The following is a 24,302-nucleotide window of genomic DNA, read 5'->3' on the forward strand; positions in this document are numbered from 1 at the left end:
TATGACGGTTGAGAACTCGGAAGACTACCAGAAAAAGCTACAGAATGAGTTTGACGATAGTCGCTCAATTGTGGAAATGCAATTTCCTATGAATGCTAAGAGCATACTCTTACCGCCAATAAATGGCTCTAGTAGCTTTCCAGAACGTAAAATTGTATTAAATAATGCAGATTCTCCTTTTAAAATAACTCTGTTTAAAGTCGTAATAGCTGCTTGCAATTACGCATTTTTTGATAAAGGTGCATCTATAACTGCAAAAGAAAAATGCTCAGCACATGCCCATACGTTTATTGAATGGCTTGATTCGAAAGAAATAGATAATGAATATGAGTTACTTAAAGAATATGAATCATATCGTTTCGACATGCTGAATAACCATGGGGGGAGAAGTGTACTAAGTGATCTAAAATTACTATTTACATATGCCTTAGATTACTCAGTCCAATTGCAAATTGAGCTTGATAAAAAAGAGATTTTATATCTTCAACAATTAAGGGCTACACCGATAAGCCCAAACCTTAATAAGAAGCAAATTTCATTATTTAGCTATTTTGGAAAGTTAGATTGGTTGCGGCGCGATGATGTGGGGATTGGCAATGAGTTGTATGTAGCGCTGGCGTCACCAAGAATAACAGTCAACTCACTTAAGGTAACGGCTTCTGTCTTAATTAATGAAATAAATAAGTCTAAACAAGAAATAGTGGATTTTTTCAATGGTTCCGGTATGGATAAACACATACTAGAATTGCCAGTTGAGGACTCTTGTCACAAAAAGAAGCAGTTTGTTGGTGAGACAATATACAAGATTATAAACCACTATCACGACATTGAAAATAAAAGTGACGCTTTGTTAACTGCGCTAAAATTAATAATAATTTCAAATGTTAGCAACGATAATTGTATTGATTTGATTTTTAAAGCGTTTGATTCAAAAGAGAAATGTCAGAGGATTTTTTTAAACCCTAAGAGAGACCGTACGCAGATCAACACGCGTTTCCTACAGCTTAACTTCACAGCTGGAAGCAACTCGGCTCTGTTTGACTTTAGCGTGTTGAGGCTTTTGTCTGATGGAGGCCCAAATTGTGCTGTAACTAAGATTGAGGAATTAATGTTTTCCTGGTTAATGGCATCATTAGCAGTTCAACCTAGTGATATAAGTAAGCTTACAAACAGATCTTTTCGATTCTTGAAAAAAGGCGACAGGATAAAACATATTGAGACGGAATATTTTAAAGGACGCTCAAAGTTATTTCACACAACGAACTCTGTGTCTGGTGACTCTCCTGAAGGTAAAGCGATATTACTTATGCTTTCAACGCGAGATCCACATGAAAAATTAGTTAGTGGCTTTGTAGATGTGGAAATTCTTAAAGGAGTTAGATCTAAAAGTGGCGCAATTAATGCCTTGCTAAATATGACATCAATTCGCGATGAACTGTTGTTGGTTCATAAAAAACGAGGAGATTTACCCTATGTTATACCAAGTGCACTTGTTGCGTTGTTTAAAAACGGTCTGAATGCCCACAATCTTGCAGGTAGAAATTGTTCTCACTTATCTATCAGTCAGAGAAGAGCTCTCGTAATTGAATCTGGAACCGCATGTCAAAAGTGTCTATTTGGTTTGCAAGCTATTAAAAATAGCTCAGTTCACGCATTTAGTGACCCATTTACCTACACTTATCTCGTCAATAGAAACTCTCATTCAAATAAAACAGAGAGGAAGCACTATTTAAACAGCGACAACGAAGAGTGGCTGAACTCTTCAGGTCGTATCACAAGAGAGGTTATGATTGACCTTATTAACAATGTGTTTTCCTTATGTTTTGAAAACTTAGCTTCAACGGAGGAAACTGATTCTGTAAAACGCTTTAACAGTGAATTCCTAGCTGTTTCTGATGAAATATCCTACAGGACGGGCGAGTTTGTTTCGAGAATTAAATTGGCTACAGGTAAAGATAAGGGGAAGTTACAACAAGTAGGAGTAAATATCCGAACTCAGTTGAATCAATCTTCTTTCTTTGAACCGATATATATCAAAGATAGCCCAATAACAGCTTGGAAGTTCTATAATTATTTATACGAATTCAAGAAAAACTATAGGAAGTTACTGTCACTAAATCCTAAGAATTTCTATAGAACGGTAATTCCTACAGTTGAATGGACAGAGTATGCATTAAATATGCTTGGTAAAGAAAATGTGAAGGAGGGCCGAAGAATGTTTTTAAAATCGCAAAAAGAAGGTGTAACAGTGAGTGTTTTCAACTTATTATAACAAGGTTTATTAATGAAAAATAAAGCATCAAACACTCTATATGATCTTTTTTGGGAGGATCAGAATAAAATCTTGATGTCTCATCCGGGTTTTGTCAAAAGTCGCGGCTTAATTCAAGATGATAAAATATACTTTTATCATTTCAATTGTGGACTCACTGAAATCGATTTCTCATTGTTCGATAAACCTTCTTTATTATGTAGGGATATCGCGACCTTAACGATAGATGGATTTGAATACACATTATCATCTAAATCTTATGCCAAGTTATTTTTCTCGGTAGCAATATCCGCTACTACAGCCCATAATGTATATCAAGCCTATACTATCATTGCGCATGTCATCGCGTTTATCAAAGAAATAGGGGATAGCGAGGTAAGTCTGAATAACTTAGAAGACTTCTGGTGTTCATTTATTTTGAGAACTCTGGATAAGGAAGGGTCTTTTCGCAATCGCATATCTCCACCTAGTTACTGCGGTTCGATACATCCTTTTAGACTCCCAGCGATCCGAAATAAGCTACAGGCAATTGGTGTAGAGGGTGTGTTTAGCAAGTATATCAATAAGAATAATTGTGACAATGCACTTTCTGCCGTGTGCAAGTCTCAAATTGGCATGTCACTACAAGAGTATAAGAAGGGAGGTAGTTTTAACGCACTAGGACTTGAGTTAGGTCAGTTTTATGTCGATTACTTAAGAAATCTATATCAACAGAATTATCTCAATTTGGTTGTATGTAAAAAAACAATCGATGATATTAGGGACAGATATAGCATCGGTTCATTTGATAGCATGGTAAATAATAGACTACTCAAGGTAGTGATGTGTGGGTTGAGAGGAGAGAATTTAGATGTGGAAGGAAATAATAGTAGTGGAGTAAATCACCTTGAACTCTTTCAAAGCGTAAAGCAAACGGTTTATTATCAATATGAAAGTAACTACAATCATGCAATGTCGTTAAACGAGTTTTACATAGAAAAAGTAGTGTTAATTTTGGGGCTAGGGATGAGGTTTGATGCCGTTGAAGTAGTTCGAATTTTGATGCTACAAAAGTTCTATTCTTTTGATTGTAATAAGACGCCAGAACAAGTTTGGGAAGGTTATCTAGCATCTCTAGATAGAACTTTTATTTTTAACAACAAGTTAGAAACTATCACTGCATCAGATGTTTACGATATAATGGAAAAGGTTATTCTGGCTAAAAAGTTAGATCAGAAAGAACAATTGTTAGAGCTAAGAAGTTTTGTAGGGCAGTTAATAGACAATGCTTCGGATTCAACCTACCAATCTTTTATGGTTGAATTAAATGCTCAAGCGCATGCAATGAGTACACTAATTGTCGCGTGGTTAGGATACAGGAAAACAGAGTTTGGTTTTCCACTTAATGCTATAATAATCGAGAACAATAATGATATACTGGATAGCTCGCATGTCCCTTTTCGTTTTAAATTAAAGTGGTATGTTCCGAAAACAAACGGTCGCACAAAAATAGATAGAGAGATAACATCTCAGTGTTTTCAAATTTCTCTTCAACTCAACGACTTATTCAATGCAAACGAAGGCGAGCCCTGTTTATACCAAGATACTAGTGGTCGTATTAAGAACCTCGAGCAGTCAGCTACATTTATTGAAAAGCGCGTTAAAGCAAACTGGCATAGGTTTGTCTATGACTATCAACCATTCAATGAATGTCTAAAACTTGAGTCGTTTTTATTGAAAGACATAAACTTACTCTCTGATGTTGAACGTATCGAGTTGAAGAGACTTTCGGCAAAATATGATGTCACCAGTCGAAAGTATAAAATCATTGTAGAAACAGCCAATGAAATAAAAGGTGATTGGTTAAGACTGAATTGTACATCTTTTAATGGTGCTCTCGCTCAAAGGAGTTTTAAGTCATCCCTTAAGGAATTTATGGCGAAAGGGGAGGTCAGTGATCCTATACACATGAAGGTGATAGAGACTCATTTGTCGGAAAAGTCGAAGGCTCTGCTTCGTGCTAGGACTATAGTTTTAGATCGAAAAACGATGAATGATATATCAAACGAAATCTTACAAGGTGTTCGCTACCCTACCCCTCATGCGTTCCGCCATATATGGGCTGAAGCTGTTTTGACGCGTTATCAAGGCGATATTGGGACTGTGATCAGACATCAGTTTTGTCATCTTGACGCTTCTTTTTTCATGTCATATCTCCGTGACAAGGAAGCTAGCAGCCTAATTAGAGGAGCGAAGCAACGATATTTGAACGCTATCGTAGATACGTTGTTAGTGGAATCTGACAAGATCGGCGAAGACTATGTTGGTGGCTTTACTCGTTATGTTCAAAAGGCTAAAGAATTGACGAAACCATTAACTGAAAATGAAGCGCTAGCGCTTAGAGAGAGCATTAATGGACGAATAATCGATTTGCAGACTAACATTTTTGCCACCTGTATACCAAGAGAAGGTGCAGAAAATAAGGCAAAGTGCGCAACGTTTGAAAGAATAAACCCTCATGACGCTAAGCCTGAGTTTTGTTTAAACTGCACGCACGCTATTGTTACGAAGGGCAATATTCGAGGAATATGGGTCACAATTTTACCCATGGTAAAAGAAGCCTTAGATGATAAGACATTGGGTTTTATGGTTCAGGATCACCTTCCGACGTTACGTTCAGCATATAAGAGGATCAAGGATTTGCGGTCCTCGTCCCCAACCCCCGAATCCGTAGATCAGATATTGAGTAAGATTTTTTGTTCTATAAATGCTATCGAGCAAAAGTTAGAAGAGGAGATGTATCGATATGATTAATGATAATAGTAGCTTAGATGAACTAATGAGTGATGACTTTTTGAATAGTCTAGAGTGTGATAGTCCTATTAGTGATGTTTCTTCTCCTCCGAACTGGGTGGTTCCGGATATCACACACACGACATATCGGGTGTGGCAATCGATTTTGGCGTTAACGGAAACTAAGAAGAAGAACATCCAAAATTATGGGAAGGTAGCGAGCCGTAAAACCCCCAAAGCATTGTTTGAGATGACAAAAGCTGAAGTGGCGAGAGACGTAAATATCAGCGCTCAAAGCATCTTTAGAGCTTCTAAGTTCAGTGCGAGTATTCTTGATTTTTTTGACGAAACCAACGCAATGTTGTCAGACTTGCATCAGAAAGAACAGACAAGGCAAGTACGAAGACAGATAAACACTGGTATCAGGACTAAGAAGAAAGATGCAATCGTAAAGATTCAACAAGATATGAAAGTTGAATTAAGGGATCTCAAAGCAAAAACGACCAAACAGGTACTGGATTTGGCTATCGATAAGATGCCTCTGGATCTGAGGCTAAAATTAGGTTTGTAATTATTATAAGTGTCGCCTTAATTGTAGAAATAAGCTTGTTGTTCATATTGAGGTGTTTCTCGTGCATTTGAACAGTACTAGCTGCGCTCGGTTCCTGTCAGCGTATTGATAAGTTTTTGCCGTTCTTCCTCACTCAAGCTTGCGATTATGCAAGCTAACTGAGCAGTGCTTTCCTCTTCGCAAAAAAAGTAGTTCAACGGGACTCCTAGCTCATTTGCAATCAATTTAAGAGTCTGAATGTCCGGACTATGCTTACCCTTTTCATACTGATTCATTCTCGCGCTTGCTGAACCTTCATCCATACCGATTCTCACTCCCAAGGCTTTTTGGGAGAGTTTGGCTTTTTTGCGTGCTTCTTTGAGCCGCAACGGGATTGGGCTGATAAATGACATTTTCGTTTCATTGTTCGAAACCTTCATTAACTAAGATTTTCTTAGTTTTGTTGATTTTTGTATACTAAGCAATCCTTAGTTTTCTGTTCGGAACGAGTTTACAATGAAACAATCGACAAAAATCAATGCGATTATGCATAACTTATTGATTGAAAAAGGTATGGATGATTTTTCGGTTATTGAACTACGCGACGCTTATCTCTCGACAAGTGAATGCAAAGTGGATCCCGATGAGGCAAGAAGAAAGGTCTATCGACAGATTCTCCGGTTCATGAAGAACAACTGGCTTGGGTGCAAAGGTGAAGGGCGACAGAGACGATACTTTCAAACAGATTTGTTTCATTCTCTCTATGTGACACCGAGATCTGAAAGTGCAGAGCTAGCCACAAAGATTGTAAGTGACTACTCAGTTTTAGTTCATGAACGAAATCAATACAAAGGTGAGCTAGAGATTGTTTTGGGTGAGATTGATGAGTATCAATCACTCTTAGGTCGTTTTCCTGAGCTGGAAAAGAAGTTGAGGCCTCTATTGGAACAAGCTAGGGAGCATTCTGCGCAGTTGCTTGGAAAAGTTAACGTACTTACAAAAGTACTCAAAACTCTTATGCCGGATAATAGAAAATGTTGAGGCGCTGGCAACAAGAGTGCGCTGATAAAGCGTTACAAAAGTACAAAGGCAGACAAGGCCATTTTTTTTGCCAGGCAACACCTGGGGCAGGTAAAACGTTTTTAGCTGCAAGTGTTGCTTTAAGGCTAATAGAGGATGACATGGTGGATCTTATTTTGTGTTTCTCTCCATCTTTAACAGTCTCAAATGGTATAAAAAGAACCTTTTCAAAAGTTCTCGGTTGCTCCTTTAATGGTGGTTTAGGTTCTATTGGTCAGTCGCTAACATACCAATCTATTCAATTTCTCAATGAAGAGTTTTGGCAAACCTTACGGAACCATCGAGTGTTTGTAGTATTCGATGAGATACATCACTGCTCTGGTTCCGAGCTGGGCAACGGGAACGTTTGGGGACAGCAAATCCTGACTAAGATTCAAGGCTTAGCTACCTATACTTTGGCGCTGTCTGGAACGCCTTGGCGGTCAGATGCACTTCCTATTGCAATGGCTCATTACAGTGACCCAGACGGAAAGCTGTTAGTCGATTATCAATACACTTTAAAGCAAGCTATTGTCGAAAGCGTGTGTCGAGCACCAAAGATTGTGCTAGTTGATAATGAGAAGCTGTCGGTAACAAACGATCAGAGAATTGAATCGTTTCCTTCAATTTTCGAGATGCTTAAGGAAACCAAAATTTCTTATCAGAGTGTGATAAATAATCAAAAGGCAATGGAATACTTGCTTGGACTCGGTTGTAAAAAACTAGCAGAGATTCGAGTTCAAAACCCTTTTGCCGGTGGGTTAGTAGTCGCGTCTTCTGTTAAGCACGCACAACTGATCAAAGAAGTTCTTTTCCAAAAGTACCAACAAAGTGTATCTATTGTGACCTACCGCCATGACGAGCCTTTGGCCACTATTGAACGTTACCGCAAGAATGATACTCAATGGATAGTTAGTGTCGGTATGATCAGTGAAGGTACTGATATTCCGAGACTTCAAGTTTGTTGTCATATGAGCTCGGTTAAGACGGAGTTATATTTTAGACAAGTGCTAGGACGCATACTCCGAGTAAACAATGGCATAAGTCAGCAAGCGTGGTTGTTTACGTTCGCTGAACACAGTTTAATCGAGTTTGCTGAACGTATTGAGCAAGATATTCCCGAGACATGTTTGTTTGTAAAGGAGATTGTTGCTCCAGACTCAGAAGTCCTTGGGGGGCAAAGTCCTATAGTTCGGGTGAGCTCTATATGTGATCCAGAACACACTCAACAAAACGTGAGTTGGGGTGTCAATTCGACAAGCGAGCTTACAATGCGAGACTCAGTAAAACTTGCGGATGAACTTCATTTAGGAGCATTCAATAAGCGAGTTATTTCAGCCTTTTTAGTAAATTAGCCTTAACTTGCCGTGATCAAGTTAATAGCACTGCCTTCTTGAAATCGGTAGTTATTATGCTAGGTTGGATATTCCTACTTAGGGGTGAGTCAGTGGCTTTCGCATTCGGCGGGAGCTTTGGGGCGTGCCCCACCATGTTCTCCCTATTAAGCATGAGGACAGAGTGTACCCAAGAGCTATAAAACCTAAAGCAAAGAAATACCCTAATAAAAAGAAAGCCAGTCAGCTTAACTGACTGGCATTAGGCTTTATGCCTCTTTTTTTAGTTAACGTTCAGTTCACGCAGCATGGGGAAGGCGAGTTTTGCTTGTTCCCCTGTGCAGACAAATCCAATCAACTTGTCTTTTTCGTCATACCCCCGAGCCATGATTCCGGTGCCTTTGATATCCGCCTGCCAGCGATAGACCATATGAGCTGCAACGCCTGCCAGTTGTATTGGGTACTCTGGCGTTTTGACTTTTACTAGCATGTTTGGGAGGTTTAGCGAGCCATCATAACCCAAAAGTTGTTTTGCCAGAACTGTGGCTGACATTACCGCAGGCTGCAAGAAGGCCATTACGCGACCGTTAATTTCCGCGCAATCCCCAATAGCAAAAACATCAGGCGCGCTTGTTTCTAGCTTGTCGCTTACTACGATGCCGCGATTCACTTCGATGCCTGCTTGTTTTGCGAGTTCGGTGTTTGGTTTGATACCAGCCGCAGAAAGGATTATATCTGTTGCAATCATCTTTCCGTGGCTAGTGATTGCGGCTAGACCTGTAGGGTTAGCATTTACAGAGACTAAAGCGCTGTCTGTGTAAATGTCGATGTCGCGCTCTTCGAGGTGATGAACCAGCTCGTTCTCCACAAATTCAGGGATTAAGTTGCTAAGTAAAGTGGCTGCAGGCTCGATGATAGAGACCTCTTTGCCGAGTTTTGCTAGGTCAACGGCAAGCTCCACACCGATAAGTCCACCGCCCACTATTGTGATTCTATTGGCTGCTTCGATCTTGTCTTTGTTTGCAGAGTACTCTTCCAAGCTGTTTAGCGTAGCAATGTGTTTTGAATCGATGCCTTTGATTGTTGGCACGAAGGTATTAGCACCAGTAGCCAGAACAAGCTTTGAGTAGCTATAGAAACCTTCGTCAGTCTCAACAACGTGGAGGTCTGGATTAATAGTCTTAACACGTGTGTTCGTGGTGAACTTAACACCGTACTCGCTTGAAAGCTCGCTGGCTGTTTTCAGCACTAGCTCTTCAGGTTTTTGCTGTTTGCTGAATACGTGGCTAAGGTCTGGCTTATTGTACTCACTGCCGTCACTAGATGTAATGACTTTGATTGGAGTTGTACAGCCAGAACGGTGCAGCATTTTGACGACTTGGAGAGCGGCAAAGCCGCTTCCAATAATTACTATTGGTCTACTCATTATTTGATCTCCACGAAAACTTCTTTACCGATTTGGCATTCAGGGCATAGGAACCAATCTGGCAAGTCATCGAATGCTACGCCGGGTTCGATACCTTGATTTGGCTCGCCTTCTTTTGGATCGTAAATCCAGTTACAAACTGTGCATTTGTAGCAAGTGCAGTCGGCAGAATGCTCGACTTCAGGTTCTTCATCTTGAGCTGGCGCAATCACGCCTTCGTGCTTCTGGTTCCATTCTTTTGCCAGTGCTTTGCCGTACTCGATACATTCAGCAATACCGTCTGTGTCTGGCTTCCAATGAAGGTGCATTGGTGCTGATGTATCTAAGCCAGCTTCCCTCAAGCGTTGGTCAATGCGAGTTACTGCTCCGCCTGTCCAGCCAGAAGAGCCGAATGCCGCCGCTGTTTTCTCTGCTAGTCGCAAACCATGGACTTCTTCTATCATTCCTGCAACTTTTGGCATCATGACGTTGTTCATAGTTGATGAGCCGAACAGAACACCTTTAGAACGGAACATATTTGCTAGCACTACGTTCTTGTCGCTATGTGAAATGTTGTAGACGTTGATTGTTGTGCTTGGGCTTTCCTGCTTGATGCCTTCAGCAATGGCCTGTGCCATCATCTGAGTGTTGCCACTCATTGTGTCGTAGGCGATAGTTATGCGGTCTTCTTTGTATGATTGTGACCACTCATAGTACTTCTCAACAATCTGAGTTGCGTTGGTGCGCCAGATGCACCCGTGTGATGTGGCGATCATATCGATAGGCACACCAAGAGAAAGAACCTCTTCAATTTTCGTTTTAACCAATGGCGCGAATGGTGTCAGGATGTTTGAGAAGTAGCGCTGACATTCTTCGTAGAGTTCGTCTTGGTTCATCTCATCGTTGAAGAGATTGCCGTCACAATAGTGCTGACCAAATGCGTCATTAGAGAACAGGATATTATCGCCTGTCATGTATGTTGCCATTGAGTCAGGCCAGTGAAGCATTCGCATTTCGACAAACACCAACGCTTTGCCGTTACCAATATCTAGGGTGTCGCCTGTCTTGATAGTGCGGAAGTTCCAGTTCGGGATGTGGTGATGACCAATGATGCTCTTAACACCTGCTTCTGTGCAGTAGATTGGCGTGTCTGGAATCTTAGCCATTAGTGCAGATAGTGCGCCAGCGTGGTCGTGCTCTGCGTGTTGAGTGATAATGTAGTCGATTTGATTTAGGTCAATCTCTTGCTCAAGGTTTGCAAGGAACTGCTCATCGAATTTGTGATCCACTGTATCGATAAGGACCGTTTTCTCTTCTTGGATTAAGTAGCTGTTGTAAGTTGTACCGCGCCCCATCTTGTATTCAGTGCCGTGGAAGTGGCTAGTTACAGTGTCCTTCACACCAACCCATTTAACATTGTTTTTAACTTGGATACTCATACCGTTTTAGCTTTTTCAAATTTTTATGATGAACGCCATCTACTTTGCATGGCGTATGCCAAGTTTGTAACTTGCTGTTATTGATGAATTAACTTGCTCTACGTTGTTTGTTTTTGTGTCTAAATGACATGTTTTCTTTTGGATCAAAATGACTCTTTAATAAATATTCGAGTCAAATTGACATTAATTTTATTGATTGGTGTCAGATCAACATCCTCCCTTCTACCTGCTGCTAGAATCCTCCTCCCAAATAAGAGGCGAACAATAATGAAACTAAGAACAACAGCGTTAGCAGTGGCGCTATTTTCTCTTCCTGCAGTGGCGAACGATGACTTGAGGGTAGCGAACACAGAATGCGCGATGAATGCGTTTATGATGTTGGAGATTACTAATGAGTCTCAGTTTGAGAAGGCTGGCGATTACTTTATCAGTCATGCGTTTGGTTGGTCGAACAGAGCCAAGATGAAGTCACGGATCAAGGAGCAAATTGCGATGTCCCGGGATGCGATCAACGCTCAGTCTAGTATTCCCAATGCAGCTTTCCACTTGGAGCCAAGACGCGCATTTAATGGAAGAACGTGTGCAGAAAGGTATGCCCTGCGCTGATTTGCCCACGCATGGCATAAAAGCGATACTTGTCTCGCCTTGAAGATGCAGCAAGGTATTAGACCGCCTAGTCTTCAGGGCGTTTTTTTTACGTCTATAGGATGCAACTATGTCTACTCTTTCCCGGCCACTGAACGCAAAGATTAAGCGACAAATGAAGGCGCTAGGTTTTAGCACGAACTATTTGAACGCCGGGTCTTCAATCTGCAAATCAAGTGCGAGCGAGATACTAAGAGGCGTAGAACCTACTGATTATGAGTACAGTTGGCTTGAGATGGTTTTGCGAATCAGCTTACGAGAATTAAATCACGCACAGCTGCTATGCTATACATTTTGCCGATATCCTTGATATGTTTGTCTTATTGTTTGGCGGCAAGATGAGAGTGGGAAAGGCGGCTTGTTACTGTACATAAAGCGTTAGTTTTCAAGGAGAATACAATGAAAAAAGATGATCTAATAGATTTCTTTTTTAATGATTCATCAAGAGAAATCCTCTTTAATCTTGTTGATAAAAAACAACAGAAAGGGTTGGCAACCGGCTCTGATGATGTGTTTGAGCCAACGATTTCAGCAGTATTCATCTTATTTGATGAACTTATGAAGAAAAATACACCTGATTTATATGAGTCTGAATGGTTGTTAATAGCGGAAGCGTTTGTTTCCAAAAGTACACCATATAGGCTTACTAGTTCATTGGCTTATATGAGACGAGAATTAGTAATTTCGTTAGAGGACTTAGGTGATGGAGAGTTGTTTCAAATAAATAGTTTTGAGTTATCTAAAAAAATAGCAGGTTTTAGTGATATCGAAATCAGTGCGGTTTACTATCAAGTGCATCAGTATTTGGTTGCAAAGAAACACAATCGAGCTTATGAACTGCCAACTATTACATACAAAAGCTAACAAGCATTTAAGAGTAATTATCAACGCTTGGCATTTTTCATTCCATCGTTGGGTATAGTGTTTACTGTGGTCCGGATAATTTTAGTGGTTCTTGATACAAAAATTAATTCATTATTTACTAATTTAGCAAAATCTGTAATATGCATTTACCCCTATCGGCGTCTCAAACCATACCAAATTCACCGTCATCCCCTTGAAAAAGGGGATCTCATTCAGCGCGTTGAAAAGTTAAACTACGTGACTTAATCGAATATTTTTATATACCTACACGTGGTATGAGATCCTCATTTTCGCGAGGATGACGGCTATATGGGGCATGTGAGAGATAAAGGAATGTAGTGCGTTTCTGTCCATCTTCTAGTTGCTTGAGTGGCTAGCTCATGGTCAAACTGTAACTTGCCTTTGCAAGAGAGCCATGAAAGCTAAAGCTAGTTCTATACGTTTCACAATTATCTATTCGCCAAAACCTAAAATAACCTCGTCAGAATCCGGATCTCTTGAACCTGCTGATATTGGTGTACCATTCTTTAACGTAAACCATACATTTACTGGTGCTTTTGTATCTTTGATTACCATATTAATCAATGTTACACGACAAGCACCACCTGAAGGTGTAATGAATCCACTACGTTCTCCACTAAGGGAGTCAACAAGCTGATCTTTGCAAGTTACCTCTGGATCGAAAAAGTGTTCAAACGAAGGGGTATTCTCAAACTCTTGTATATTGTCATTGAATGGATAAGTACGCAGTCGATATTCACCAGTGAAATATAAATCTATATCCACTCTAATCTGACTAGATTGATCAACACCATAGTAATCGTGAGTTTTAGGAAGTATTACGCTCTCTGCATGGGTAAATACGGGGGTGTTATTAATAAGGTACTCTTGAGTTGACATATCGACCTTTACTGAAGATGGTGCATCAGTGCCACCATCTCCACCACAACCCGATAGAATAGATGCGGCTAACACTGAAAATGCAATTAACTTTTTCACAACTTAACCTCTATTAACTTGAAGCGTATTGAGTGATACACGTATTGAGCTTATTCTTCATATCATTAACAGCACTATACATATTATCTACGTACTCTTGATTGTGTAGCATATGAGGATCTTGCCAACCACCTGTTACATATTGAGATGGAGTTTGAAACCACTGGATGCCTTGAGATTTGATCTCACCTTTCTTCCCATTGATGCGGATTGTTGCTTTAAACTCGTTTGATTGAGGATTACCCAGAAGCATATAGGCAGCACGATCATGGTAAACAAAAGCTAGCTGACTATTCTTCTCACTCTGATAAGTGAATAGTTGACCTGATGATGGTGGATTAACATTATCCAAAACGCATTGAACAGCAGCTTCATAGATCGCTTCGGGAGCGGTATTAGTTTGAATCATAACTGTAGTATCAGTAGGAATTGTTGCTAGTGGACGTTGAGCACAACCTGTTAGTGAACCTGCAACAATCATTACGGTCACAGCAGATAGTTTTAGGGTGTTCATAGTTTGATACCTTGTTAAATGTGATGAAGCGCACATTACATTAGAGCGCTTACTCTAATGTAGGTGCAAACTTAGTTTGATTTGTTGAATTTATGAACTGACAGGAGAATCAGAAAGTTAGATAGAGAGCAGGAAATGGAACATTTCCAATATTTCAGATTTGCTTACGGACAACACACTTACAGCTACCCTTTTTAGATATTTTAAGCTTTTAACAAGTTCAACCTAGTAGCAGCACGAAGTGATGCGCACCCGCAAATTTGGACGCTTCACTAAGCGACTTTCCCCATTCTTAAAGTTATCAGCATCTTTCTAATTTAAGTAATTGTTCTAAAAGGTTTTTCCAGATGCGAGTTACGTCATTTAGGCAGAGAACTACTTTGATTTCAGGATGAACGACTCCCTATTGCATCAACAGTTCTGAGGCGACCAATTATGTCATCAACCTCATCATGCAAAGCTCTGACAAATTTACTGCTCATTTGAGTCTTCTTCGCAGCATCGCGTTCTTTCTTTGCCCTCTGGCTACTCCAATCCACTACATATTGTGCACAGGTGGCGTGTGACCATCCAACTCTTTCTGAGACCTTTCTGGAGGTGATCTTATCTGATTTGACTACCTCACATGCAGCGAAAATCGCCATTTGATTGTCGTTCTGAACTTTAACATCCATATCTCATCGCTCACTTTACACTTTTACAATTCAGTATGACGTAAAGCGTAAAGTTTAAGGTGATGTTGTGATTTGACGCGGAAAGGACGTTAAAAAGGTGCTTACGTAACAAACAAGCATGTCCGCAAATAAGGTGAAAACCATGCCACTATGGTTATTGCATATTAGCGGCATGGTTAAGGAGCAAAGCAGCCCAAGCTTGTGCATTAACTTGGTAATGCGCGGCCAAACTTCATAACATATTGCACCGACTCTATTAGTACAAATTCGTTAAAGTTGATCGATAAGTTTGTGTCGGTCAGTGCAATGATTAGAAGTATGTCACCCTCGAACATGTCGTTCATTAAATGCCTATCGATTTCTACTGAACTGTTTCGCATCACGGCTAGGCTCATCATATCAAGAAGTTCGATTAAGCATTTGTCACAGTCTAGTCTTGCTCGATGTATTTGGGCTAGAAGAAAGGTCTTTGTGTTCATACAACTAGAGTAGCGACTTTCGTATATCGACAAGTATGGGATTTGATTGATGAACTGTGACCTCCAATAAATTTCGGGCTAGCAAAAGCAGATCACTGAGCTACATGTGAAGTATGAATGTTTGGGACATAACTGCTTGAGATAAGAGTTTCATTCTTTATCTAATTTCTGTAACTGAATCAGTAATCGCACCTAACGTTTAATTGAGTATTCATTCATGAGAAGGGTTAGGTGAAGACATCAGATTGAACGGATAACACAACTAAGTGCTCGACTAAGTTGGAAGGTTAATGACTTACCGTTCCGCTAGTATCTGAAGCGATGCGCTTCACTAACCTCGAACAACACTCACAAGATTTAAAGCTTCTAATTGACAATATTTATTACTCACAATCGATATTGGGAAAATAATGAGATACCCAAAGCTTGCTGAGGATTCATCAGAAAGCAGAAGCTAACCAGCGTTCACCAACTGGACTTGGCAATTAATCGATATAGGAAAAGCATGCAGAAAGGTCACGACTGCGTGGATATCAAGTAAAACAATGGCTGCACATTGGCAGCCATCTTTGCATCAGTGGTTCTTGAACATCTTCCAAGTAATGCCAAGCGACATAGAAACCCAAATCCACAGCACAAGCAATTGGCCTGATTCGCTTTTCCAAATCGTTGCACAATAACCAGCAAAGAACGCCACGCCGATCATTGATGCTACCCACTTAAGGATGAAAACTAGAACTCTACGCATGCTTACTCCACTGGCATTGGAATTGGTGGAACCTCAACACTGTCAAAGTACATATCAACTATCGCCTTCGCGTAATCTGGATCAATCTTAAACTTCTTGGCAAAGTATACTTGGGGCTGGGATGCATCAAACGTTCGATGGAAATAGCCAGCCCAACATTCAGAACCAACGTTTGCGCAGTCGCCAATAAGACCTTCAAGTTGGGATCTGGTCGAGAACTCCATAGCATTCTCATCCAGCTGGAACCGAGCGTATTTTAAAGTAGCAAATACAAAATCATCGCCATAATCCGCTGTGTAGCTGTGGGTGTCTTCAATTCGATAGTGTTCTTCTTGGGTGTCGCTATTCCACTCAAACACCTTTTGAACGCCAACAACTCGTATCACCTTAACGGCTATATCGCTATCAACAACCAAGTGCTGATGCGGAGCCATCAATGCCATTTCTAGATTCGCCTGAGCAGCGCTGACATCCGTTTGTCTTTCAAAAGCAAAGTAATCGCTGTCAGAATTCTTTGAGATGTAAATCGCCGTATCTACGTCAAAGTCACTGCAGTACGATTCATCGTACTCGACTGTTAGGTTAACTTTCCCATCGTACTCTGAGTCCCAGTTATAAGGAAGAGCAGGATTTTCTCGCTTGGAGATTGCACCTACAAGGTGATAGCTCATGCCGTCTGGTTGAACGTAAGCAGTATATTTACCCACACACGCGCCAAGTGTGTCGGTTGGTGAATCTGGTGTTGCTTCTATTTCTTCGTCGCTGCTATTGCAACCCGCCAAAGCAGCTACTGCGATTGCCACTGTTAATTTTTTCATTCTGATTTTTCTATTTATTCCAAGCTGCAGAGAACCCCATAGCATTGAAGTCCACAGAACCGTTGGTTGTGTCAATTGGGAATAGAACAAGAACGTTCTTACCCTTTGTGAATGCATTAACTACGAGTTCTAGATCTTCTTCGTTCTTGGGTGTTGCTGTCATGTACACCAAATCACGGCGTCCAGACTTAGTTTTATCTCTGCAAACTGCAGCCATCTGGATTCGAATGCCGTTAATCGTAAATAACTCATCGTATGGTTCATCAACAACAAACTCTCGATCAGAGCAAATGTCAAAGATGCTCGACATATGCGTAAACTGAATTGTCCTGCCTCCGTTTGGTAAGTGCTTGATTTGAGCCATGTAGTGCTCAATTGTGCCTGAATCTGCATTGATTCGAGTCGCTGTTCCGTTAGGTAGTCTGGTGTCCCAGTCAAGATACAGAAGGCTGGCAGAGGCTACGAAAGGAAGCGAAACCAGCCCAGCCAGCACGGTCAGTCTATTCAACATTGCTGATTCGCTCCATTATCACGGAGTCATGATCATACATTCGAACATTGTTAAGCTTGGCTCTGTACGTGATTGTTGACCTACCATCAATCACGGCAATCTCGAACCTGTTACCCCCAATGTGAGTAACCTCATGCTCGCGCCATCGTGCTTCTTGATTTGCATCTGAGCAGCTTCTTGAAAATTCACTAGGTCTAGTGATAAAGATTTGCTTGATAAAAGCGTCGCCCGACATTGTTCCAGCTAATGGTTCGTAGCAGAACTTGCTTATCGGCTTGCCATCAACCAGTATCTCATTGTCCGAATAGCTAACGTCAAAGAATCTAGTGTTGTTGCAGAACGCTCTAGCTCGCTCTATTGCTTTGTCCGAGCTTGTCATATCTATAGCAACTCGCGTTATTCCACGGTCGATTGAACCATTTTCGCTACGCTCGTATCCTTTGAACTCTAGTCGAGCCAACATCGAATCACGCATGGATTTGATGAAGCTTAGGTTACTTACCTCTGACCAATTCCATGAATCAGTTCCTTGATTTGGCATGTAGAAGCTTCCAGAGCCAACATCGGTATTAAAATTCACGCCATAAGATAAGTCTCTGTTTGGAACCTTTACCTTGAACGCTTCTCGCGCAAAACCATCGTTCCTTACTGAACACTCCCACGACAAAGCTTGGTTGTGGTTATTATCGAAACCTATCACCGTTGCCGCTCTGTGGTCATCGGTCACTTGGTTAAGTAGCGCTGTCCAATTATTAAAGTCTTCCCTTACGGTGTCTGATACTGCTGGGCACGATGCCAACGCTATAAGAGGTGCTATTTTTTTCATGCTTATGCCACTGCTGTTTTATTTCTGGTCAAACCTAACTTACTGGTGGTGTTGTGATTCTTTGCCATGATCCTGCAAGCGGCAATACCGTTAGTAATACCGATTGGTCTGCAGAGATCGGAATGCTTTAGGATTGAGTCACTACTATAAATATGATCATTTGTTTTCTGGTGAGCGATAAAACCATGGCTGCACATTGACAGCCATCTATGTATTACATTGTGGTGCTTTGTCTACAGACCAGTCGCATTGATGTTAATTGTGCGCTCATTGCTACCGCGAACTGCTTCGTTTCTAGCATCGATTGTGTCACCAACTTTGTCTGCAATGGTTTCTTGAGTTGAAGTATTTGCTTCGATTCTGCGGCGAGCATGTTCACGCGCGAACTGGCGATCTTCTTCTTTTTCAGCTGCGATTCGAGCTGCTTCAGCATCGGCCTTGGCCTGCTTCTCGGCATCACCTGCATAGTTAGTCTTCTGTGCGCGCTGGAACTGAACGCCAGCTGTCGTGTCTAGACTGATGTTGAGTTTGCCAGAACGGAACTGGCGCACGAACACTGGAGAGCCAACCATGATCGGGTTGTCATCGATTTGGAATGCTTCGATCATACCGCCGTTTTGGTACTCAACGGTGTAGCGAATAGCGTCAATTTTCTTGCTGTCTGACATTGACTGTGCAGCCATTCCAACTAGACCAACCAGAGCTACAGCACCACCAATTGCCGCAGCGTTACGATTACCACTAAGACCACCATAAGCGGCTGTAGCAGCGCCAGCACCCATAACACCACCCGCTAGGCTCTTTTGTTGGTCTTCAAGTTGCTTGTTCGTAACCTGAACATGGTCAGCCATCAGAAGAACGCCGCGCTTCATAGAAACAACACGGTCGCTAACATCAACAACAGAGCTATCTAAGCTATTGCGTGATGATTGGGTAGTTTGACAGCCAGTCATTGAAACAGTCGCCAGAATGACAACTGCAAGTGAGGTCTTTTTAAACTTAGTCATTACTTCCCCCTAGAACTTAAGGCCAACTAGTAGTTGGTGAGTGTATAAATCAACATCTGAGAACTCTTGCGCCTTTGCTTCGTAGCCAAACGTCATGATCTCATTGAACGTCATGCGAACGCCAAATGCACCAGTTGCGCTTGTCTCGCTGTTCTTTGCTGTATATTCACTTCTGTAGCAGTTCCAGTTGACGCAGTAGACATCAGTAAACGTACCTTCAGCTTTGGTGTTCGCAAGTCCAAAGCCAATATATGGCTTGATTGCAAACCCGGCGTTCTGGAAGTCATAACCAACTTCAACCTGCGCACCAAAACGACTAACCTCAATCTCTGAAGTAGACGAACCATAGTTCTCACTCCAAGGGCCAACTTTCTCATAGCTCAACGATACGCCGACGATCTTGTTAAAATCGTACCCACCACGAAGAACAAAACCAGATTCACTATCCGATTCATAACCAAATTCGTCATACCAGTTTGAGCTGAAACCAATCTCTGCTCGAAAACCTTTACCATCCTGCGCCAAAGTTGGTGCTGAAATACCTGCAGCTAATATTGCTGCCACTGCTAATTTCTTCATTCTAATACCACTGCTTTTTCTTGTTTATAAGACGTATGTCACTGTTATTGTTGTGATTCTTGGTTCACTTTTCTGTGCGGGATATTAGCGTTGGCAATACGGTTTAGTCTGTAAGGAAGGGGAAGTTTTGGGGCTGGATCACGGCGTTAAGATGTTTCAAAACGTAACACCGTATAAATCAATTGGATATAGATTATTGCTTAAGTTGCTCATCAACAAAGTTATGAGCTTCACGTAGTTGGTGCGGTTCATACACATAGCACGAACGCGAGCAAGGAACGCTTTGCGCCATTCTTCTGACATCTCTTGCTTCTTGATGTTGTGCTCATCTGAAAGAAAGTGCTCGAATGATTGGATGTAGATATATGGATCGACGCGTGCTGGAATCTCTTTCTCTTTGAAGCTGTAGGCCAAGTACTGCTTTGCTCGTCTAGTTCTGCGAGATTTGTTTGCGCGTTCTGTTCCTGTCATTGCCATTTGGGTAGCCTCTTGGGGTTTTGTCGCAAAGTTTAATTTTATAGGTTAGGATTTGGCCAATTTCGACTCAATACCTGAATTATAATGTTTAAAGGCTGCCACTTTCCCTCTGAAGTTATTCTCGAAACCGTTCGCTATTACCTCGCTTACAAACTCAGTTATCGCGAGATTGAAGAAATCCAGAGGGAACGTGGTGTGTGTGGAACATGCAACTATTAATCGTTGGGTTATCAAATTTACACCTGTTTTAGAACATAAAGCGAGATCAAAGAAAAAGCCTGTCTCTACTTCGTGGCGCATGGATGAGACCTACATCAAAGTGAAAGGAGAAGGGCTTTACTACTATCGAGCGGTCGATAAGTTTGGAAACGTCATTGATTATTATCTTCGCTCCAATCGCGATGAAGCTGCTGCCAAGGCCTTTCTGAATAAGGCGATAGCTCAACATAGCCTCCCCGAGAAAGTGGTCATTGATGGGAGTAAAAGCAACTACGCGGCTATCGATGCAATGAATATTCAACTCTGGTTAACGGGTTTCTTTATGTTGTCACTGATTGAGATATTGGATATCAAATATCTCAATCATATCGTGGAGCAAAGTCACCGTTGGGTAAAACAGAAGACGTGCCAAGCCCTTGGGTGGAAGTCATTAAGGGGAGCAACAGCGAGCCTTCACGGCCGAGAGTTGTGGACGATGTTGAAGCGTGGTCAGATAGAGATAGTTGGAGAAACCGCCTACGAACAATTTTATGCACTTGCAGGATGATTGCGTCTAGAGAGTGGCTCTGCCACGTCTTTATCAGAATTTGCGACAGAACCGTAAATCTTCTTCATGATGATCACTGGGTTGTGATTTTCTGCCTTCTCCAGAACCTTCTGTAGTTTGAGAAACTTGTACAGAGTAGCTTTATTCACCTTGTGATTGCTGAAGCGCTCAATGTTCTTATCAATTTGCTCTTGAGTTGGTGCTAAGTCACCTTTAGTTTTGCGCATTTTTCACCTTCATTAATCGGTTGGCTATTCGAATGTGCTGAGCTGAGAGCTTGCGAACCGTGCCAGATTCCAGCTTGCAGTGCAGGCACTTGGGGCGGCTTCCACGCCACTCCCAAAACTCAAACTCAGACTTATGACGCAGCTTGGCGCACTTGGTGCATTCTCTATATTCGATCATTAGGCTGCCATCTCCTTAAGCTCTTCACCCACAGGCCAAGCGTCAGCTACGAACGCATCAATGATGCTGGATGCTAAGCTAGAATCTGCCTCAAGTTCTATTTGCGCCATCATTGCTTCAAGCAGCACACCAAAGAGATTCGCCAAGTACTCATCTTCAGTTATGACGAACATGATCATGGTTCCCTTGGCTGCGATAGCTACCGAGCGAAGGCTGTTATTCATCGGGAAAGGCAAATCAACCATATCGTCGATAGCGCTACTTGCTCTTGCGGCTTCCATGATCTGCTTACGTTCTGAAGCGTCTATCCCAAGTTGAAGAAGGGCATTTGTAGCGCCGTTGATTAGGCGAAACTTTCTGAAGAATCTGAACATACCAATCACCAGTTAAACCCAACAGAACCAAACACAGCGCCAAGTGCTGAGTCATACTTAGTACCAACACTTAAATACTTGTACATGTATGTGGTGCCAATATATACGCCATACTCGCTCGTTCTTTCTGGCTCCTTCCAGTAATCACCTTCATGCCCCCAGATGCCAGTGGGCGTGTGCATTCCGCGATAGAGTCTCTTTTGAAATAGAGTTCCGCCAAAGTCCAGAGCAACACGGATGTTCTGGTCTACTTCCCACGTGTAGTTACTACCAACCGAATAGTATGATCCTTGCGTGATGTCGTTCTCTGGCTTTGCGTAGTGCCAGAAGTATGAAGAAGGATACGTGTCCCACACATCAGGCGCAGCTTCCGTGTTATTACCAAGAGCTAAACCGAGTCCAAAGTTATCTGGACGGTAATAGCTGTAGTTCAATCCCCAGAAGTCGCTAGGGGAAAGCTCAACGCCAAAAGAAGCGCGGTTATCGGCTTGAGCCGCGCCAGCTGCCAGTAGTGAAATTAAAATTGCTGCTCGTTTCATTGCTTAGTACTCGGTTAGAAGATCGTTCGACTTGATGACTCCGTTCAGGAAATTGCTGTGCTTACCGTTAATAGCTTCGATAGCAAACCACTCGGTGTACCCACCAAAGCGGATCGTGCATCCAGAGCGATCAAGGTAGTTACCAATAAGGTGCTTCGATTTTAAGATGCGTTCGTGAGCTGCCAGTACTTCTCTGCTGAAGCTTGTCTTGTTGTCACTGACCGTAAAGAACACGCGGTACTTCTTCAGTTCGTTGTGAATGATGTTCTCAATAATCTCGGTATTAACACGGTTGTTCAGTGGCACACTCCATACCATGTTCAACGGGAACGGCGTTGTCTGACAAAGTTGATCAAGGCGAAGGTCAGGACGATTGCTGATTCCAACCTTCGCTAGCCCAAGCTCTTTGTTGATGATCAAATAAATCTGGCGCTTGTTGAATGCTGCGTTCTGGCGGTTCGGTCGCTGCAAAGTTGCTGCGAACGTATCGGTGATTTGACTGTCGCTCATTTCTTGGATGTTCACTTTATTCTCCGACTTTTCTGAGTACTTCTGTTTTTGTGGTGGAGTAGTTATCGGCTTCCGCTTTCTCTTCGGTCGCTTAGCCAGCTGTTCCAGAGTTTTGCTTGGTTTAAAGTTGGCTCGCCTTACTAAATCAACCGTTCTGCAATTGGCGCATACCTTTGCAAGGCTTGGCGGTTCGTTCTCTGCGGCTTCTGGTAAGTGGCTGTATCTGCCACACATCGAGCAACGGATAAGTTCTCTGCTCATGGTTTTCTCTTTGATTAACAAAAAAGGTGTTAGAAAGGGGTGTTAATCGTTGGGTTAGTCCAGACCGCTGCTACAATCTGGACTAGGTTTGTAGAACGAGAGTGCTAATCAGAGTTAGCATAAACATTGAATTTCCTTATTAGTTATGCGCCAGCATCGCAAGTTGCCATTACTGTAAGATCAACACCGTGGTCGCCTGCATGCGTTGGCTGTGTCAGCGTGGTAAACAGAGCCATTTGGTAAACTTTATCTGGGTTTGTTATGTTGATATCGGCCGGGCTGATGATGAAACAATAGCACCAGCGTCACCTCCGACTTTGCCAAAGTAAGCTTTTGTGTTGTTATCATCGGTAACTTGGTCTGAAAGACCGCCATTCGTGGTCATGCTGCTGCTCTGAATTGTTGGGTGGTTAGTTGCGCTTGACGAGATTTTGAACTTAACATAGTTGTCTTTTGTGGCGTTACGCTGCAGTGCTAGTACGCTACTGTCATTAATAGCGTTGGTGAAGAACACTGCACCTAAAACCTTTTCATCAATATCGATTGTGAATAAGCCGTCAAACTGGCGACCGTTGTGTATCTTGATTCGACCGCTAGCCACTTCATTGAACGTGGTTACCTGCGGGTTCGGAGGTGACTGCGTATGCGCCAAAGCTGAACCACTTAGATTAATTGCACTAATTGATAGGAAAAATTTTTTCATCGGTGTAACTTGCATTGTGATGAGCCAAAGACAGGTCTATCCACTCCTTCGATATAAGCAGTAACAACAGACTCAACTTGATGAACGTTCGTGAACTGGCGCGCGAACTCGCGTGTCAGGTTCTCGCACTGACTAGCTGCTGTGTCATCTGCCCACTCTTGCCAGCCATTGATAGCCTTCTTGTTCTTACCAATGAGAAAGTAAGCTTGCTCTTGGTACTTCCAGCCATCAAATTCAGTATCAAAGCGGATCATGGTGATAGCTGCTACCTCATTACCCAACTCGCGGTCACGAACGTTCTGAGCGTGTCGAGCTGCGATAGTTGATGTCATCTCCTGCGGTTGATACTGGTCATTAGCTGGCAAGGTTGAGCACCCAACCAGCGCGCTAGTAGCTAGCGCAAGTGCAATTACTTTTTTCATTCGGGTGTTACTCCTAATAAGTGCTCTTCATAAACATTCAAGGCAAAGTTAGCATCACAGTGGAACCACTCACCACAGGTGCGCATTCCGCCCAGTAGATAGTGCATATCTTGTTCCACCTGACGCGCAGTAGAACCAACATGGGGAAAGCGAAACACTTTCCCTGAAGCATTGGTTAACTGTCTGACGCGCTTTTCTGGATGCACCGAAACACCAATCTTTACCATCCCAAATTCGTTCGCCATTAGATAAACAACTTCACCACGCATAACGGTTTCTTAGTTCTAGCCAACGGCAGCAACAAACCCAATTGCTACTCCAGTAAATAAACGTCCAAGCAGCAAATAAAT

At 42.1% G+C, this 24,302-nt stretch carries 28 protein-coding genes and 2 pseudogenes; 8 read left to right on the forward strand and 22 right to left on the reverse strand.

What is annotated here, in order from left to right; translation table 11 throughout:
- The first annotated feature begins 1 nt into the window (after position 1).
- Genes J4N45_RS11260 through J4N45_RS11270 form a run of 3 tightly spaced genes read left to right on the forward strand, consistent with a single transcriptional unit; the run spans position 2 to position 5,615 of the window.
- A complete protein-coding gene (locus tag J4N45_RS11260) occupies positions 2-2,272 on the forward strand; it encodes a hypothetical protein (RefSeq protein ID WP_252011156.1) in 2,271 nt (756 codons plus the stop codon).
- A gap of 12 nt (positions 2,273-2,284) precedes the next feature.
- Positions 2,285-5,065, forward strand: coding sequence for a hypothetical protein (locus tag J4N45_RS11265; protein ID WP_252011158.1), 2,781 nt, complete (start codon positions 2,285-2,287; stop codon positions 5,063-5,065).
- Positions 5,058-5,615: a hypothetical protein gene (locus J4N45_RS11270; RefSeq protein ID WP_252011160.1), complete on the forward strand. Its 558-nt coding sequence runs from the start codon at positions 5,058-5,060 to the stop codon at positions 5,613-5,615. Before J4N45_RS11265 ends, J4N45_RS11270 begins: the two co-directional genes overlap by 8 nt.
- A gap of 77 nt (positions 5,616-5,692) precedes the next feature.
- Here J4N45_RS11270 and J4N45_RS11275 read toward each other — a convergent pair whose 3' ends face one another.
- Positions 5,693-6,007, reverse strand: coding sequence for a helix-turn-helix domain-containing protein (locus tag J4N45_RS11275; protein ID WP_252011162.1), 315 nt, complete (start codon positions 6,005-6,007; stop codon positions 5,693-5,695).
- Positions 6,008-6,110: 103 nt separating this feature from the next.
- Between J4N45_RS11275 and J4N45_RS11280 the strand changes: the two genes are divergently transcribed.
- Positions 6,111-6,635, forward strand: coding sequence for a VspR family transcription factor (locus J4N45_RS11280; RefSeq protein ID WP_252011169.1), 525 nt, complete (start codon positions 6,111-6,113; stop codon positions 6,633-6,635).
- Positions 6,629-7,796 (forward strand): annotated as a pseudogene (locus J4N45_RS11285) (DEAD/DEAH box helicase); the annotation flags it as partial. The gene J4N45_RS11280 and the pseudogene J4N45_RS11285, both read left to right, overlap by 7 nt.
- 474 nt (positions 7,797-8,270) lie before the next feature.
- Here the strand turns inward: J4N45_RS11285 and norW are convergent.
- On the reverse strand, positions 8,271-9,413 hold the full coding sequence (gene norW, locus J4N45_RS11290; RefSeq protein ID WP_252011174.1) for an NADH:flavorubredoxin reductase NorW: 1,143 nt from the start codon (positions 9,411-9,413) through the stop codon (positions 8,271-8,273).
- On the reverse strand, positions 9,413-10,831 hold the full coding sequence (norV, locus tag J4N45_RS11295) for an anaerobic nitric oxide reductase flavorubredoxin (RefSeq protein ID WP_252011176.1): 1,419 nt from the start codon (positions 10,829-10,831) through the stop codon (positions 9,413-9,415). Before norV ends, norW begins: the two co-directional genes overlap by 1 nt.
- 267 nt (positions 10,832-11,098) lie before the next feature.
- Here norV and J4N45_RS11300 point away from each other — a divergent pair, with 267 nt between their 5' ends.
- Together J4N45_RS11300 and J4N45_RS11305 are read left to right on the forward strand one after the other, a co-directional pair.
- Positions 11,099-11,437 (forward strand): hypothetical protein, encoded by a 339-nt coding sequence (locus J4N45_RS11300; protein ID WP_252011177.1) that lies wholly within the window; start codon positions 11,099-11,101, stop codon positions 11,435-11,437.
- Between the two features lie 438 nt (positions 11,438-11,875).
- Positions 11,876-12,340 (forward strand): hypothetical protein, encoded by a 465-nt coding sequence (locus tag J4N45_RS11305; RefSeq protein ID WP_252011179.1) that lies wholly within the window; start codon positions 11,876-11,878, stop codon positions 12,338-12,340.
- Positions 12,341-12,793: 453 nt separating this feature from the next.
- Here J4N45_RS11305 and J4N45_RS11310 read toward each other — a convergent pair whose 3' ends face one another.
- From J4N45_RS11310 to J4N45_RS11360, 11 genes are all read right to left on the reverse strand, one after another.
- Positions 12,794-13,339 carry a hypothetical protein gene (locus J4N45_RS11310; RefSeq protein WP_252011181.1) on the reverse strand — a complete coding sequence of 182 codons (546 nt, stop codon included), beginning with the start codon at positions 13,337-13,339 and terminating at the stop codon, positions 12,794-12,796.
- A 13-nt stretch (positions 13,340-13,352) separates the two neighbouring features.
- Positions 13,353-13,853, reverse strand: a complete 501-nt coding sequence (locus tag J4N45_RS11315) for a hypothetical protein (protein ID WP_252011182.1) — start codon at positions 13,851-13,853, stop codon at positions 13,353-13,355.
- 386 nt (positions 13,854-14,239) lie between these two features.
- The gene (locus J4N45_RS11320) at positions 14,240-14,527 is read right to left on the reverse strand and encodes a hypothetical protein (protein WP_252011184.1); all 288 of its coding nucleotides are present in this window, start codon (positions 14,525-14,527) and stop codon (positions 14,240-14,242) included.
- A gap of 206 nt (positions 14,528-14,733) precedes the next feature.
- On the reverse strand, positions 14,734-15,006 hold the full coding sequence (locus J4N45_RS11325; protein WP_252011185.1) for a hypothetical protein: 273 nt from the start codon (positions 15,004-15,006) through the stop codon (positions 14,734-14,736).
- Between the two features lie 574 nt (positions 15,007-15,580).
- The gene (locus J4N45_RS11330; protein WP_252011186.1) at positions 15,581-15,754 is read right to left on the reverse strand and encodes a hypothetical protein; all 174 of its coding nucleotides are present in this window, start codon (positions 15,752-15,754) and stop codon (positions 15,581-15,583) included.
- 2 nt (positions 15,755-15,756) lie between these two features.
- Positions 15,757-16,572, reverse strand: coding sequence for a hypothetical protein (locus J4N45_RS11335; RefSeq protein ID WP_252011187.1), 816 nt, complete (start codon positions 16,570-16,572; stop codon positions 15,757-15,759).
- A 10-nt stretch (positions 16,573-16,582) separates the two neighbouring features.
- Entirely contained in the window at positions 16,583-17,083 is a 501-nt protein-coding gene (locus J4N45_RS11340; protein WP_252011188.1) for a hypothetical protein, read from the reverse strand.
- Complete coding sequence (locus J4N45_RS11345) at positions 17,073-17,909, reverse strand: hypothetical protein (RefSeq protein ID WP_252011189.1); 837 nt, start codon at positions 17,907-17,909, stop codon at positions 17,073-17,075. The genes J4N45_RS11340 and J4N45_RS11345 overlap by 11 nt, the downstream gene beginning before the upstream one ends.
- 233 nt (positions 17,910-18,142) lie before the next feature.
- Positions 18,143-18,916 carry an acetate kinase gene (locus J4N45_RS11350; RefSeq protein ID WP_252011190.1) on the reverse strand — a complete coding sequence of 258 codons (774 nt, stop codon included), beginning with the start codon at positions 18,914-18,916 and terminating at the stop codon, positions 18,143-18,145.
- Between the two features lie 9 nt (positions 18,917-18,925).
- The gene (locus J4N45_RS11355) at positions 18,926-19,495 is read right to left on the reverse strand and encodes a porin family protein (RefSeq protein ID WP_252011191.1); all 570 of its coding nucleotides are present in this window, start codon (positions 19,493-19,495) and stop codon (positions 18,926-18,928) included.
- A gap of 156 nt (positions 19,496-19,651) precedes the next feature.
- Positions 19,652-19,972: a hypothetical protein gene (locus tag J4N45_RS11360; RefSeq protein ID WP_252011192.1), complete on the reverse strand. Its 321-nt coding sequence runs from the start codon at positions 19,970-19,972 to the stop codon at positions 19,652-19,654.
- Between the two features lie 84 nt (positions 19,973-20,056).
- Between J4N45_RS11360 and J4N45_RS11365 the strand changes: the two are divergent.
- A pseudogene (locus J4N45_RS11365) lies at positions 20,057-20,738 on the forward strand (IS6 family transposase).
- On the opposite strand, the gene J4N45_RS11370 reads toward J4N45_RS11365, so the two are convergent.
- The 8 genes from J4N45_RS11370 to J4N45_RS11405 all read right to left on the reverse strand — a co-directional run bounded on the left by J4N45_RS11370 (position 20,720) and on the right by J4N45_RS11405 (position 24,221).
- Positions 20,720-20,965 (reverse strand): hypothetical protein, encoded by a 246-nt coding sequence (locus tag J4N45_RS11370; RefSeq protein ID WP_252011193.1) that lies wholly within the window; start codon positions 20,963-20,965, stop codon positions 20,720-20,722. The pseudogene J4N45_RS11365 and the gene J4N45_RS11370 overlap by 19 nt on opposite strands.
- A complete protein-coding gene (locus tag J4N45_RS11375) occupies positions 20,952-21,143 on the reverse strand; it encodes a hypothetical protein (RefSeq protein ID WP_252011194.1) in 192 nt (63 codons plus the stop codon). Before J4N45_RS11375 ends, J4N45_RS11370 begins: the two co-directional genes overlap by 14 nt.
- Positions 21,143-21,517 carry a hypothetical protein gene (locus tag J4N45_RS11380; protein WP_252011195.1) on the reverse strand — a complete coding sequence of 125 codons (375 nt, stop codon included), beginning with the start codon at positions 21,515-21,517 and terminating at the stop codon, positions 21,143-21,145. Before J4N45_RS11380 ends, J4N45_RS11375 begins: the two co-directional genes overlap by 1 nt.
- A 5-nt stretch (positions 21,518-21,522) precedes the next feature.
- Entirely contained in the window at positions 21,523-22,056 is a 534-nt protein-coding gene (locus J4N45_RS11385; protein ID WP_252011196.1) for a hypothetical protein, read from the reverse strand.
- 3 nt (positions 22,057-22,059) lie between these two features.
- A complete protein-coding gene (locus tag J4N45_RS11390) occupies positions 22,060-22,827 on the reverse strand; it encodes a GIY-YIG nuclease family protein (RefSeq protein WP_252011197.1) in 768 nt (255 codons plus the stop codon).
- A 259-nt stretch (positions 22,828-23,086) separates the two neighbouring features.
- Positions 23,087-23,530, reverse strand: a complete 444-nt coding sequence (locus J4N45_RS11395) for a hypothetical protein (RefSeq protein WP_252011504.1) — start codon at positions 23,528-23,530, stop codon at positions 23,087-23,089.
- Positions 23,527-23,952, reverse strand: a complete 426-nt coding sequence (locus tag J4N45_RS11400; RefSeq protein ID WP_252011199.1) for a hypothetical protein — start codon at positions 23,950-23,952, stop codon at positions 23,527-23,529. The genes J4N45_RS11395 and J4N45_RS11400 overlap by 4 nt, the downstream gene beginning before the upstream one ends.
- Complete coding sequence (locus J4N45_RS11405; protein WP_252011505.1) at positions 23,949-24,221, reverse strand: GIY-YIG nuclease family protein; 273 nt, start codon at positions 24,219-24,221, stop codon at positions 23,949-23,951. Before J4N45_RS11405 ends, J4N45_RS11400 begins: the two co-directional genes overlap by 4 nt.
- Between the last annotated feature and the right edge of the window lie 81 nt (positions 24,222-24,302).

Origin of the sequence: Vibrio sp. SCSIO 43140 (assembly GCF_023716585.1) — a bacterium.
In the GTDB taxonomy this organism is placed as follows: domain Bacteria; phylum Pseudomonadota; class Gammaproteobacteria; order Enterobacterales; family Vibrionaceae; genus Vibrio; species Vibrio maritimus_B.